Source organism: Flavobacterium sp. (assembly GCF_035760125.1).
GTDB lineage: Bacteria > Bacteroidota > Bacteroidia > Flavobacteriales > Flavobacteriaceae > Flavobacterium.
Window position 1 is genome coordinate 1 of record NZ_DASTTN010000035.1, and the last position, 13,522, is coordinate 13,522.

A 13,522-nucleotide genomic window follows, 5' to 3' on the forward strand; every position below is an offset into this window, starting at 1 on the left:
TAATTCAGAGATTCAATCTCATGTTAAGGAAGCGCTTAATTACAAAAAACTATCATCTAATGAATTAATTATTGGAAAAGATTATGTTTTTGAAGTAAGATTCAAAAACTAACATATTGCAATAAAGAAATAGTTTTGTTAAAAATGTACATTTAACGATTAAGAATGTATTTGATATTTATCGGATATCAATCAAAGGAAGCCAAAAGGGTTTCCTTTGTTATTTATGGTGGTTATTAACCATAAAAAAACCTGAACTCCATTCAGGTTTTTTTATGTCAATTTTTTTGTTCAATCGAATTCAATAAACAGAAAAGCTTACGATTTTTTGTTTTTTCCAAAATTGAATTTTACTTTTTCGACAACAGGTGTTTTTCCATTCCCTTTTGGGAATTGTTTTTTGGCTGGTTTTTTAGCAGTCGAACTTGACTTTCCTGGTGCTTGGTCACCTCTAGCTTTTTCTAAATCTTTGGCTTTTGGTTTGAATTCAGGTCTTTTAGAATCTCCTTCTTTTACTGGAATTTGAGATTTGTGTTTGGCAATAACCTCATTAGGATTTTTAGGATTTTCTTTGGTTCCTCTCAAGTGAATCACTAATCCGTTTAGGAAATTACGCAATACCTGATCCCCGCATTCCATGTAATTTTCGTGCTTTTCATCACGAAAAAAAGCTCCCAATTCTGATTTTGTAATTCTAAAATCTACCAATTCTAAAATTTCCACTATTTGATCATCGCGTAACATCAATGCTACTCGAAGTTTTTTGAATATATCGTTATTTGTCATTTTTAAGTATTTAAAGGGCAAAGATAAGCATTTACAAAATGAATTTGTTGTTATTGTTTTCTTGGCAGTAAAAACACTTTATGAATAATTTGAAATTAGATTTAAATTCAATTATTTTTGGATGATAATAATTATAAATTTTTTCTTAAAATTGTTTAACTACTATATATAAAGTATATCAAAGATTATTGTGAATTATGAAGAAAATTTTAATAAGTTTCGCTCTCTTTTTTGGTTTAATATCCGCTCAAGCTCAGTCAGGCCATGAAATCAAGATTAATTTAAAGAATTGCAAAGATACCGTCGCTTATCTAGCCTTTTACCAATTTGACAAGCTGTATATTTCTGATACCTGCAAAAAAGTAGTGAATGGAAATATTGTTTTCAAAGGAAAGAAAAATTTAGACAAAGGGGTTTACTTTTTATTAAGTCAGGAAAAAGGAAATTATTTTGATTTCATCATAGACGAACAGACTCAAAAGCAACAAATCACTTCGGACAAATCCAATTTACTCGAGAATTTAAAAGCAGTTAATTCCAAGCAAAATGAAAATTTCTTCAACTACATTCGTTTTGTCTCAGCCAAAAACAAAGAGTTCGATACTTTTAAAAAGTCAATAAAAGAACAAAAAAAATCAGATTCTACAGCACTTTTAACCAAAGAATTCAAAGTTTTGAATGAGTCTATTATGGAAAATGATTTGAATACTATTACCCAAAATAAAGGAAATTATCTCTCTGAAATAATCAATTTAAAAACCGAAAAGGTTGCCAAGGACATTCCCAAAGCTACTAACGGAAGACCAGACAGCATTTTTTCATATCATTATTACAAAAATCATTTTTGGGATGGCGTAAATTTTCAGGATGATGCCATGCTATACAATCCATTTTTTGCCAATAAAATAAAACAATATTTTAATTCTGTTGTAGTGCAACATCCCGATTCGGTTTGTGTTGAGATTGATCGTATGATGCTAAAAACAAAGCAAGGAACAAAAATGAACATGCTTTTATTGGCTTATTTTACATCAACATATGAAATACCAAAAATTATGGGTATGGACAAAGTATTTGTCTATATGGTTGATAATTATTTTAAAACTGGCAAAGCCAAAGGCGTTTATGATGATAGTGTAATCAAACTTATCATAAGCAGAGGGAATGTTTTAGCTCCACTGCAACTTGGAAAAACAGCTCCAGAACTCTATATGATAGATATTCCGGGTCATGACAAGATTTCAAAAATGGGTTTTGACACCGCCAAAACGAGCGAAGAAATCACCAAAATCTATTATGATAATAAGCCCGAAATTGAACAATCCTATGTGACTTTATCGAGCATAAAAGCCGATTATTTAGTTCTTCTTTTTTGGGATGTGGATTGTGGCCATTGCCAAAAAGAAGTTCCTAAAATCCTGGACCTGTACCACGAATTATTGAAAGAAAAGAAAGATGTGAAAATTTTCGGGGTTTATACACAAAATGAATTTGATAAATACAAGAAGTACATCATTGACAATAAAATCGATTGGATTAATGTCTATGACGGAGTACATATTAACAATCTAAAGGACAAATACGATGTTGTGACAACACCTGTGATCTATATTTTGGATAAAAATAAAGTCATCAAGGCCAAAGGAATAGGTTCCGAAGCCATAAAAAGCATCGTCACCCAAATGGAAAAAGAGTATTCAAAGAAATAAAATTTATTTGGGCGTGCTACCATAAAGAAAATGGGCCAACTCACTACAGCGGTGATTCGGCCCATTTTCTTTATGCTGTTGTGCTATCCGCGCTACTCCGGTAGCTAGCTTTTATCGCTCACGCTTCTTATCAAGGTCTTTGGAAAAAAAATCAAAATTACTTATATCCCAACCAGAGAAAAGCATCTGTAAAACCATCTCTCCACAACTTCTCGTTGTGATGGCCACCTTTTACAATTACTTTTTTGTTTAAATGAAGACAATAACACCTGTTTGTGTTCAGTAGAAGTTCCATGTGATTGAGATCGGTTACCATACTGTCATCATCCCCTTCTGAATCTCCACAAAGAAAATACATTTTGGCCTTAAGTTTTTTACTGTTAGTCATATAATCATTTATGTCTTTTCGATTAATCCAAAAAGCTGGAGAAAACACACCCCCTTTTCCAAAGACTTCTGGATATTTTATAACGGCATAAAAGGAAACCAAACCTCCCAATGAACTTCCCATAATTGTGGTGTTTTTGGCATTGGGTTTTGTTCTGTATTTTTTGTCTATTTCAGGCTTTAGTGTGTTAACGATAAATTCTAGATATTTATCAGCATTTCCACCACCATACTTTTCATTTTTATAGGGAGTCAATTCGTCCAGACGTTTTTCACCGCCGTTTTCAATTCCCACCACAATTACCTGCGCACTCAAGCTGTCCAGTTTTTCGTCCACATTCCATTCTCCAGCAAAGGAAGTCTTGGCATCAAATAAATTTTGGGCATCATGCATGTAAATAACTGGATACTTTTTTGTTGATGCTTCGTAATTTTTGGGTAGGTACATCCAAATTTTTCTGTTTGTTTTTAGCTGAGGAGCTTCAATGGTAAAAGTAGAAACTTGTTTGGAAGCTGTACTCTCTTGAGCATTTGTTTTACTAAGAAACAGAAATAGCGGGATTAGAAAAATTAACTTCAAGATGATTTAATTTTTAGATTTAGAAAAAAAGAATATTTTAGCTAAAATAAATAATTAGATGAACACACACGTAGAAAAAATCAATTTGTTGTCTGAAATGATTGCATTTTCAGTTGTTGATGGCCGTTTGCATGAGCGCGAATATCAATTTGTTTGGATTGTTGCCCAAGAATTAGGAATCAGTAAAAAAGAGTTCAAGGATTTATTTCATCAAGAATTGCCTACTGGAATTATTAAATCTGAATTTGAAAGGATTCAGCAATTTTATCGTTTGGCATTATTGATGCATGTCGATAATGTTTTACATCAAAAGGAAGAAGAGGCCATTCGACAAATTGCCATCAACATGGGATTGAATCCAAGTGCAACGAATCGTATTCTTAAGCTAATGAAAGCATCTCCGAATGTTATGATTTCCCCAGAAGTACTATTGGATCATTTTCAGGAACAAAATAATTAATGTGTTTTTGCTTGTAAAGCTTTAATCTCATCACGCAGTTTTGCAGCTTGCATAAAGTCCAAATCTTTTGCAGATTTTTCCATTGCTTTTCGTTTTTCGCGAATGAGCTTTTCCAAATCGGGTTTGGACATATAGGCTGTTTCCGGTTCGGCTGCTATATTCATAATGTGTCCCAATTCGTACTCGACCAATTTGTTGTTGGTAAAGGCACTTTCTATTTTTTTGTTTAAAGCCTGTGGAACTACATTATTCTCTAAGTTGAAATTAATTTGCTTTGTTCTTCTGTAATTGGTTTCATCAATAGTTTTTTGCATACTATTGGTGATTTTATCAGCATACATTATGGCTTTCCCGTTTAAGTTTCTTGCGGCACGACCTATGGTTTGGGTTAGTGAACGATGACTTCTTAAGAATCCTTCTTTATCAGCATCGAGTATTGCAACTAGTGAAACCTCAGGTAAATCCAGTCCTTCACGTAATAAATTGACCCCAATCAAAACATCAAATAATCCTTTTCGTAAATCCTGCATTATTTCGATGCGTTCAAGTGTGTCAACATCAGAATGGATATAACGACAACGAATAGATACTTTGGTCAGGTATTTAGCTAGTTCTTCGGCCATCCTTTTGGTTAAAGTTGTCACCAAAACTCTTTCGTCCAATTCACAACGCTGCTGAATTTCCTCAATCAAATCATCGATTTGGTTTAGGCTTGGGCGAATTTCAATTATAGGATCCAATAAACCTGTTGGGCGTATCACTTGTTCAACATATACACCATCGCATTTTTGTAATTCATAGTCGGCTGGAGTTGCAGAAACATAGATAACCTGGTTTTGCATCGCCTCAAATTCGTCAAATTTCAAAGGTCTGTTATCCATTGCTGCAGGCAGGCGGAAACCATATTCCACTAAATTCTCTTTACGGCTTCTGTCTCCGCCATACATCGCTTGTACTTGTGATATGGTTACGTGGCTTTCGTCAACGACCATCAAAAAATCTTTTGGGAAATAGTCCAATAAACAGAAAGGTCTCGAACCAGCTTCTCTTCCGTCCAGATAGCGTGAATAGTTTTCGATTCCGGAACAATAACCCAATTCCCGAATCATCTCCAAATCAAAATTGGTACGTTCTTCGAGTCTTTTGGCTTCAAGATGTTTGCCTATTTCTTTGAAATAATCGACTTGTTTGACCAAATCCTGTTGAATTTCCCAAATTGCATTTTGCAGCACATCAGGAGAGGTCACAAACATGTTAGCTGGGTATATAGTAAGTTTTTCGTATCGTTCAATTACTTTGGATGTCTTTACATCAAAGCTTTCTATTTCTTCTATTTCGTCTCCAAAAAAATGAATCCTAAAAGCATCATCGGCATAACTTGGATAGACTTCAACGGTATCTCCTTTTATGCGAAAATTTCCAGGCGTAAAATCGGCTTCGGTTCTGGAATACAGACTTTGAACCAAACTTTTCAATAATTTGGTACGGGAAATCATTTGGTTTTTTTCGACTGCAATGACGTTCTTTTGGAATTCCACTGGATTTCCAATACCATAAATACAGGAAACAGAGGCTACCACTATTATGTCTCTTCGACCAGAAAGAAGAGAAGAGGTGGTGCTTAATCGCATTTTTTCCAGTTCTTCATTGATGGACAAATCCTTCTCGATGAAAACGCCGGTGACTGGCATAAAAGCTTCGGGTTGATAATAATCGTAATAGGATACGAAATATTCCACGGCATTATTGGGGAAAAACTGTTTGAACTCCGAATATAATTGTGCCGCTAAGGTTTTGTTGTGTGCCAAAATAAGGGTAGGACGTTGTATTTCCTGTATAACATTGGCCACCGTAAATGTTTTTCCGGAACCGGTAACCCCAAGTAAAGTTTGAAATTGTTCACCATCCAGCACGCCCTGAGTTAATTTCTCAATGGCTTGCGGTTGATCCCCTTTGGGTTGGTATTCGGATATGACTTGGAAATTCATTTATTTAATTTGGAATTGAATTTGTTTTGTAAAGTTACAAAGTAAAATTCAAAGATTATAATTCTGTCGAATGCGTTCAATTAAATTAAAATGGACAAAAAAAGAAGTTTGGTAAGTAAAGTTTTTAGTTTGGTTATATAATTTACTTTAAAAAATCAACAATAATTTCATTCACTTCTTTGGATTGATCCATACTCAAAAAATGACCTGCATTTTTAATAGTTTCTGTTTTGTCATTACTTAAAAATTCATTGGCACGCAACAGACTTTTCTCTGAATTGATGACATCGTGATCACCAATAAGTACCAAAACGGGTATCGTTATCATTTTTAATTCATCATCTGAGAAAGGTTGCATTTGTAAAAAACTAGCATTTGATTTGGAATATTTATTTGCCAAATAAAATTGTTTTTTATAATCAGAATTAATTTTATCTGGATAATAGGAAAAAGCGGCGAGTGTTTTTTTGAATTTATTCTTGTTTAGAAAGAATTTTAAAAACAAAGCTGACGATGCTTTTCCTTTTTGATCCACACCATCAAAAGTTTGTGCAGGACTTAGTAATACAAGTTTGTCAATTTTGCTATTTTTTTGGATTGTCAATAGTGTAGCAATCCATCCGCCTCGTGAGGCTCCTATTATATCAAAATTTTTGAATTTATAATAGTTGAAAATTTGAGTGTACCAATTTACGATTTCATCAGATGTAAGTGAATTTCCTTTGAATTCCGACTTTCCAGCTTCCATCAAGAAATCAATGGCATACACTCGATGATTTTTTGATAATGCTGCGCTGTTAGGAAACCACATAGTAGAACTAGCATCCATACCATGAAGTAAAAGCAATGGTTTGGAATCTTTTGGGCCACTAATAACGATATGAGCTTTGCCAAAACTGGTTGCTACGTATTCTTCTTTATAGGGAACTTTCCAAAGTTGTAATGATTTATTGTAAGAGTTAATGTATTGTGTTTTTTCTTTTTTTCTTTTAAAAACGTATTCGTCAATTTTCTTCTCTTTGGATACGCTACAGCTTATAAGTAGAACAAATACAATGATTTTAGATACTAATTTATACATAGCGATTAAGTTGAATTTCTTTAAAAGTAGTGAAAGCAAATGGTTTTTTAGCTTTTCTTACTGCTTTAAAAAGTGATTCATACTTAAAATCGAAAATCAGTTTTTACAAATATTAAAACTTCCAAGCTTTTTGCTGTGCTTCACTCATAAAAGTCCAGGCAACTATTCGGCTTATTTTTTGGCCTTGTGCCATTTCTATAGTTTTATGAATAGCAGCCACATTATTCAAGGTTTTGTAAATTGTATTCAAATTGGATTGTTTGGACACTAATGTAGTAAACCAAAGACATTGCATAGGATACTTGGCACTTTCAAAAATCATTTGTTTGATAAAACCTAATTCACCGCCTTCACACCATAATTCAGCATTATGACCACCAAAATTAAGTACTGGTTTTATTATTTTAGAAGTATTTGGAACCAAATTATTTACTTTTCGAAGACTACTTTTTGTTGCTTCTTCGGAGGAAGAATGGAAAGGAGGGTTACAAATGGTAAAGGTGAACCGATCCTCTGGAGCTATAATGTTTTTGAAAATAAAACGGGAGTTAACCTGTAATTGCAAACTGATTGCTTCAGTTAGTTTTGGATTATGGCTTAAGATTTTTTTGCAATTCTGAATCGCATTTTCATCAATATCTGTACCTACGAATGACCAACCGTAAATTGAATTTCCAAGAATCGGATAAATACAATTGGCACCTATACCGATATCAAGTCCCATTACGGTTTCTCCTTGCGGAATTACGCCATTGTTTGTAGTTGCCAATAAATCGGCTAGATAATGAATATAGTCTGCTCTACCGGGAATTGGAGGACAGAGGAAATCAGCAGGAATATCCCAATTTTGAATATCATAATTGGTGATTAACAAAGCATTATTAAGCGCTTTTACCGCAGTTGGATTGCTAAAATCAATTGTTTCAATGTCGTGTTCGTTGACAAAAACAAATTCACCCAATTCGGGATAATTTAGTGTCAATAGTTCAAAGTTATATCCAAATCGGTGTAGATTTCTCGGATGTAAAGTTGTTTTTTCGGTATTCTTTGTTGATTTCATTTCCTAAATTTCGTTGCAAAGATAGTCAATCCTTTCTTGTAATTGGTACAATGCCTATTCACAACTGTATTAGTTTGCTTATATCACAATAATTAGACCAAAGCACTTGATATTTAGTAAATTACACGTTTTAGCATTAAGAAAAAATAATATTTTTTTTTCTTGAAAAGCACTTTTTGAGTAAAGTACAATTTTAAAAGAGGTATAAATTCAATCTAGCTTTAGCACTTTGAAGACCAAAGTCTTAATGTTTTCTTTTAGAATTAAACAAATTTAACTAATCAATACATTCCATTAATAATAAATCGCCATCACTATGGTTGATGGTAACAATTCCGTCATTGGCAACAGCATTGCTGCTTCCTGTTCTGTAACCCATAGTCAAGGTATCATTTTCCAAAGGATAAACTAAATTTTGTGAATAAATTCCGCTTACAACACCAATAGGAATTAATGAAATAGGTGTACCTGCAGTGTACCATTTTTCAAATTTATTGGGAAGCAAAAATATTTTAGAGTGGTCGTCGAGTATGACGATTTTAATTAAATTTCGATAACGAACAATATTCGTTAGATTAGTAATAGTATGGTCGGCTCTTTTTCCTGTGGCCCAAACAATGTTTACCGCAGGAATTTTTCTATCGATTAAGTAATCCAGCGCTTTCTCCAAATCGGTTTTGTTTTGGTCTGGAGTGTGAATAATTTCAATTGGATATTGGGAGGTTTGGTATTTTTCGGGGTCAAAACCACGGTCAAAATCCCCCAACAACACATCAACTTTTACGTCTAGTTCCATAACACGCTCCATGGCCGAGTCCAAAACAATTACCAATGGCGACCATTCCAGTAACTGCCCCAATAACTCTGGATGACAAGCAGCTCCGTTGGCAATAATTAAAGCGGGTTCTTGGTCGTCGCGAACGATATGGTGTGAAGACATTTATATTTTAGATTTTAGAGTACAGATTTTGGAATTTAGAAAGCAGAACTCAGATTCTAGATTTTAGAAAATAGAAGTTAGAACAAAGAATTTCAGTTTTTTTGTAAAAGTATAAAAAATCTAAATTCTAAAAGCTTAAATCTGCATTCTAAAATCTGGAATCTGAAACCTGATGTCATTAGCCCTGATTAAAACAGAAAGCCCGGAACTCTAAAAACTTATTTTTTCTTGCCCTAAAAGAGCGACCAAAGGAAGCTCCTTTTAGGGTATAGAAAAATTGTTTTTTAGAGTGAGGACTTGTCGTGGAAAGCAGGAATAGCTCCTTGTTTTATTCAATAGTGTATTCTTTGGAATCGCTTTCACTTACCGAAAAATAACCCAACGGATAATTGTTCGAATTGGTAGTATTGACTACGTTCCCCCTAACGTTTGATGGTGGCGACTGAAACGGACCTCCCCCATTTTGTCCAGCAATGCTAACAATAACACTCATGTAATTGTAATAACTTTTAGAAATGCCCATATGGGTAACGTTAACTTTTTCACCTACTTTTAATGAGTCATTTTGTGACATACTAAAATATTCATTTCCATTATAATAGGTATCATCGTCTGTATAGAGATTTGACTTTTTTTGATTTTTATAATTATATTGGTATAAATAGAAATTGACTTCGTCGGCGGGGTCATTATAATACGTTTTTATCTCAATGTCTTTTCCAGAAAATCCTCCATCATTCTTTTGTGTAAACCTCGTAATGGCTGCAACAGGATACATTTTTTCGGTGGCTGTGTATGTTTCCCCTTTTGTTACAATGGTTAGCGTATAGGTTTCATTCAGCTTAGGTTCAAAATCAGAACAAACATATACTCCAGTTTTTGGGTTTTCAATAAAATTAAAAATTTTGTTGGAACTATTAGTCACGGTTACAACAGCTCCGGAAACCACTGGAATTACATTTTCAAAATAACCTGTTGAGGTGGTTAATTTTATATATTGAATATTACCATCTGTTCCTTTTTGCCAGTTGATTGCCGCTTCAACAGCCAATCTTGGAGCTGCAGTATCTACATCTACTTGAATAACATCTTCACAGCCTGTACATATAAAAGCGAAGATTAATATTAGGGTTGCTACTGTTTTTTTCATAAGTTCTATGTTTTGTTTCTTGCCTGAACAAAAATGATTTTAAAATTTGAAATTATAACTTACTGCTGGAACAATACCAAAAATTGATGTTTTAACAGCTTCGTTTGCACCAGTATCGAGATTTTCTCTAAAGCCAACCGAGGCAGCATTTTTTCTATTATAAACGTTGTAAATACTAAAAACCCATTCGCTTCTCCAACTTTTATTGTAATTTGGTTTTGGAGTTAATGTGGCCGAAAGATCCAAATGATTAAACGATGGCAATCGTTCCTTATTACGCAATCCGTAAATTGGGACGCTCATTCCCAGGTATTCATACTGTCCGTTTGGATAAGTGGTAGGCTGACCAGTTTGGTAAATAAAGTTGGCGCCAAAAGCCCATTTTGGATTTAGATAGTAAGAACCAGTTACAGCTAAATTATTGACCTTATCGTAAACGGTATTGTACCATTGACCACCGTTTATTCCAGTTTCTTCAGATGTTCTCCCTGGGGTTCGTTGTTCAGATTTGGAAAGGGTGTAGGATATCCAACCAGTTAATTTCCCTTCATTCTTTTTTAGCATCAATTCCAGTCCGTAAGAACGTAATTGGCCATTCAATAAAACTTGTTCTATTGCTTTATTGGCAATCAGGTTGGCTCCATCAATATAATCCAATCTGTTTTGCACTTCTTTATAAAAACTGCTAACCTCTGCAGAATAGGCTCCTTCTTTGAATTTTCTAAAATAACCTAAGGCTACTTGATCGGCAATTTGAGGTTTGATATAGGTTCCACTTGGAGTCCAAACATCCAATGGAGTTGGTGAAGAAGTGTTGGAAATCAACTGTAAATACTGAACCATTCTGTTGTAACTCGCCTGAAAAGACTGATTATCGTTGAGCTGGTAGTTGACAGTTAAACGCGGTTCCAAATTGTCAAAGCTTTTAATTACTTCATTTTTGTTGTAAACCTTTGTACCAATAGGAGTCGCTTTTTCATAGATTTGAAACTGCGAATTGAACAAAACGGGATTGTCATTCTCATACAAGTTTTCAGTATAAGTTCCCACATTGTAAAACAAACTATAACGCAATCCATAATTAATATCAATTCGGTCAGTTATTTTTTGTTCAGCATTAATATAAATAGCGGGTTCGTAAGCATACTTTTTTTCGAGTTGGTCAGGATTAATTCCTGATTCAGGAGTTGAAGGTTTGATAGTTCCTGGATTGAATTCATAGTAAATAGCATTTACGCCGTAATTCAATTTTAGTTTATCTGAAATATAACTTCTTAAATCGTATTTGATATTAAAATTTCTAATGCCAGATCTCCATTCAAAACCAACAAAATCAAGATCTAAACCGTAGTAATAGTCACTATAGATAGCGGATAGATTGGAAAATAATTTGTCTGAAAATAAGTGATTCCATCGGGTGTTAAAAGTGGTATTCCCGTATATATTGGTAAAACTTTTATTCAATGCAAATACATCTCGGCCAAAATAGCCCGACATGTATAAATTATTATTTGGGTTTAATTTATAACTTAATTTTGCGTTCAAATCATAAAAATAGGCGGCGTTGTCTTTTTGCTCTTCGGATAGTTTCAGAAATAAATGCGCATAAGAAGCTCGGCCAGCAATAAGGAAAGAGCCTTTGTCTTTTACTATTGGACCTTCAGCCAAAAGACGGCTACTAATTAATCCAATTCCTCCATTCATGTGGAAATCGTTACTGTTTCCATCTTTTTGATAAATATCCAAAACTGAAGATGCTCTTCCTCCATATCGGGCAGGAATTCCGCCTTTGTAGAGTTTGATATCCTTGATGGCGTCTGGATTAAAAATAGAAAAGAACCCAAAAACGTGCGAGGAATTAAAAATACTGGCTTCGTCCATCAAAATTAAATTCTGGTCGGCACCACCTCCACGAACATTGAATCCGGAAGCCGCTTCTCCAGCACTGGTAACACCTGGAAGTAATAAAATAGATTTGATAATATCTACTTCACCTAGCACAACCGGCATTTTTTTGATTGCTGCAACCGAAAGTTTGTTTACGCCCATTTCAGGTTTTCGATTTTCCGTTTGACTATCATTGCTATTGATAACAACTTCTTTCAAAACATTTTCGTCACCCTTTAATTTGAAATTCTTTTTGGTGTTTTTATCCAAATTGATCGTTTCCTCAATTGTCTGAAACCCTATTGAGGTGATTTGGATTTTATAACTTCCTTTTGGTAATGTGATAGAATAAAAACCGTATTCATTCGTAGTAACTCCTGTTTTTAATTCAGGTATTGAAACGTTAACCCCAATTAATGTTTCATTACTATTGTCATCTGAGATGGTTCCACTAAGAGTGAACCTCTGTTTAGCTGATTCGTTATCGTTCGCATCTTGCGAAAAAGTGTGTAAAGAAGTGAGTAATAGTATAAGTATGCAAATAACTTTCTTTGAAATCATTGTTTTTCTTTTGAATTACAAATGTCATTAAATTAGGGGTCTATTCGTACATAACAAATGTTAATCTATCGTTAAGATAATGAGACTTTTTTAACGAAAAAAAGAGTGTTTTTTTTGAGTAATGGAACTTAAACAACTGCATTCTTCAAATACCATTTTAATAACCTATATAGCTTCTGTATTTTTTGCAAATTCCAAAAAAAAAGCATCCGTTTGTGGCGGATGCTTTCATTAAAATTGGTTTAGGTTTATCTAGAAGAAATCACTTTTTGAACACTGCTTCCTTTATCAGTAGTTACTTTTACAAAATAAACTTCATTTTGTCCAGTACGATTAAGGCTCAGTTGAATTTCTTTGCTACTAGTGTAGTCTTTTTTGGAAAGTATTTTATTTCCTTGGGAATTAAATACTTCAACTAGTACTTGAGAGGCATAATCAAAATTGTATCTAACGGTAAGTTGGTCTTTGAAAGGAACAGGGGAAACAGTAAAACCTACTTTTTTAGCATCGTTTTTTATAACCTCTTTTGTTGAGGTTGGAGCTGCGATTTTACCGGCTGGGGGTGATGAGCAGGTGGTCACAGCATTGCTACAAAGGGTAGGACTAGAAGTACAACCAGCTGTATTGGTTACTGTAACGCTTGGATTAGAGTTCGCAGCGAGATTGCCAAATATCACTGGTGAACCCGATGCTACAATACTTGCTCCTCCAACTAGTGTATAAGTAGCTCCAACAATCGGATTACATACCTCGATACTTCCAGTTGTTGTTGCACTGCAAAGCGATGCTGTTGGCTGGGTTATTTTCAATTGTGGTGCATCTGGTGTTCCAGGTCTTGCATTCACAGTTATTGGGTCACCAGCTGTAGTACATTCACCAATAGTAGCACTAAAATCGTAAGTCCCAGGATCTACTGAACTGAACACACCGCTA

General features: G+C 34.2%; 11 protein-coding genes. 2 read left to right on the forward strand and 9 right to left on the reverse strand.

Annotated features, from left to right (window positions below):
• Positions 1–318 precede the first annotated feature (318 nt).
• Positions 319–786: a DUF1456 family protein gene (locus VFS71_RS01705; RefSeq protein WP_326398983.1), complete on the reverse strand. Its 468-nt coding sequence runs from the start codon at positions 784–786 to the stop codon at positions 319–321.
• Between the two features lie 197 nt (positions 787–983).
• Here VFS71_RS01705 and VFS71_RS01710 point away from each other — a divergent pair, with 197 nt between their 5' ends.
• Positions 984–2,495, forward strand: coding sequence for a thioredoxin-like domain-containing protein (locus VFS71_RS01710; protein ID WP_326398985.1), 1,512 nt, complete (start codon positions 984–986; stop codon positions 2,493–2,495).
• Positions 2,496–2,652: 157 nt separating this feature from the next.
• Here VFS71_RS01710 and VFS71_RS01715 read toward each other — a convergent pair whose 3' ends face one another.
• On the reverse strand, positions 2,653–3,462 hold the full coding sequence (locus VFS71_RS01715; protein WP_326398988.1) for an alpha/beta hydrolase: 810 nt from the start codon (positions 3,460–3,462) through the stop codon (positions 2,653–2,655).
• 58 nt (positions 3,463–3,520) lie between these two features.
• On the opposite strand from VFS71_RS01715, the gene VFS71_RS01720 reads away from it, so the two are divergent.
• Positions 3,521–3,922 carry a TerB family tellurite resistance protein gene (locus VFS71_RS01720; protein WP_326398989.1) on the forward strand — a complete coding sequence of 134 codons (402 nt, stop codon included), beginning with the start codon at positions 3,521–3,523 and terminating at the stop codon, positions 3,920–3,922.
• Here the strand turns inward: VFS71_RS01720 and uvrB are convergent.
• The 7 genes from uvrB to VFS71_RS01755 form a co-directional block, all read right to left on the reverse strand.
• Positions 3,919–5,910, reverse strand: a complete 1,992-nt coding sequence (gene uvrB / locus VFS71_RS01725; RefSeq protein ID WP_326398990.1) for an excinuclease ABC subunit UvrB — start codon at positions 5,908–5,910, stop codon at positions 3,919–3,921. The genes VFS71_RS01720 and uvrB overlap by 4 nt on opposite strands.
• 142 nt (positions 5,911–6,052) lie before the next feature.
• The gene (locus VFS71_RS01730; RefSeq protein WP_326398992.1) at positions 6,053–6,991 is read right to left on the reverse strand and encodes an alpha/beta hydrolase; all 939 of its coding nucleotides are present in this window, start codon (positions 6,989–6,991) and stop codon (positions 6,053–6,055) included.
• 112 nt (positions 6,992–7,103) lie between these two features.
• On the reverse strand, positions 7,104–8,051 hold the full coding sequence (gene rlmF / locus VFS71_RS01735; RefSeq protein WP_326398993.1) for a 23S rRNA (adenine(1618)-N(6))-methyltransferase RlmF: 948 nt from the start codon (positions 8,049–8,051) through the stop codon (positions 7,104–7,106).
• A gap of 277 nt (positions 8,052–8,328) precedes the next feature.
• On the reverse strand, positions 8,329–8,991 hold the full coding sequence (locus tag VFS71_RS01740; RefSeq protein WP_326398994.1) for a thiamine diphosphokinase: 663 nt from the start codon (positions 8,989–8,991) through the stop codon (positions 8,329–8,331).
• 328 nt (positions 8,992–9,319) lie between these two features.
• On the reverse strand, positions 9,320–10,141 hold the full coding sequence (locus VFS71_RS01745) for a DUF4249 domain-containing protein (protein WP_326398995.1): 822 nt from the start codon (positions 10,139–10,141) through the stop codon (positions 9,320–9,322).
• 39 nt (positions 10,142–10,180) lie between these two features.
• The gene (locus VFS71_RS01750) at positions 10,181–12,589 is read right to left on the reverse strand and encodes a TonB-dependent receptor (RefSeq protein ID WP_326398996.1); all 2,409 of its coding nucleotides are present in this window, start codon (positions 12,587–12,589) and stop codon (positions 10,181–10,183) included.
• A gap of 248 nt (positions 12,590–12,837) precedes the next feature.
• The coding region (locus VFS71_RS01755; protein ID WP_326398998.1) for a T9SS type A sorting domain-containing protein at positions 12,838–13,522 on the reverse strand (685 nt) is incomplete at its 5' end.

Excerpts from the sequence above, each read along its gene's own strand:
- rlmF (WP_326398993.1), bottom strand. The coding sequence starts at position 8,051 with ATGAAATCAACAAAGAATACCGAAAAAACAACTTTACATCCGAGAAAT.
- VFS71_RS01730 (WP_326398992.1), bottom strand. The coding sequence starts at position 6,991 with ATGTATAAATTAGTATCTAAAATCATTGTATTTGTTCTACTTATAAGC.
- VFS71_RS01720 (WP_326398989.1), top strand. The coding sequence starts at position 3,521 with ATGAACACACACGTAGAAAAAATCAATTTGTTGTCTGAAATGATTGCA.
- VFS71_RS01740 (WP_326398994.1), bottom strand. The coding sequence starts at position 8,991 with ATGTCTTCACACCATATCGTTCGCGACGACCAAGAACCCGCTTTAATT.
- VFS71_RS01705 (WP_326398983.1), bottom strand. The coding sequence starts at position 786 with ATGACAAATAACGATATATTCAAAAAACTTCGAGTAGCATTGATGTTA.
- VFS71_RS01710 (WP_326398985.1), top strand. The coding sequence starts at position 984 with ATGAAGAAAATTTTAATAAGTTTCGCTCTCTTTTTTGGTTTAATATCC.
- VFS71_RS01745 (WP_326398995.1), bottom strand. The coding sequence starts at position 10,141 with ATGAAAAAAACAGTAGCAACCCTAATATTAATCTTCGCTTTTATATGT.
- VFS71_RS01750 (WP_326398996.1), bottom strand. The coding sequence starts at position 12,589 with ATGATTTCAAAGAAAGTTATTTGCATACTTATACTATTACTCACTTCT.
- uvrB (WP_326398990.1), bottom strand. The coding sequence starts at position 5,910 with ATGAATTTCCAAGTCATATCCGAATACCAACCCAAAGGGGATCAACCG.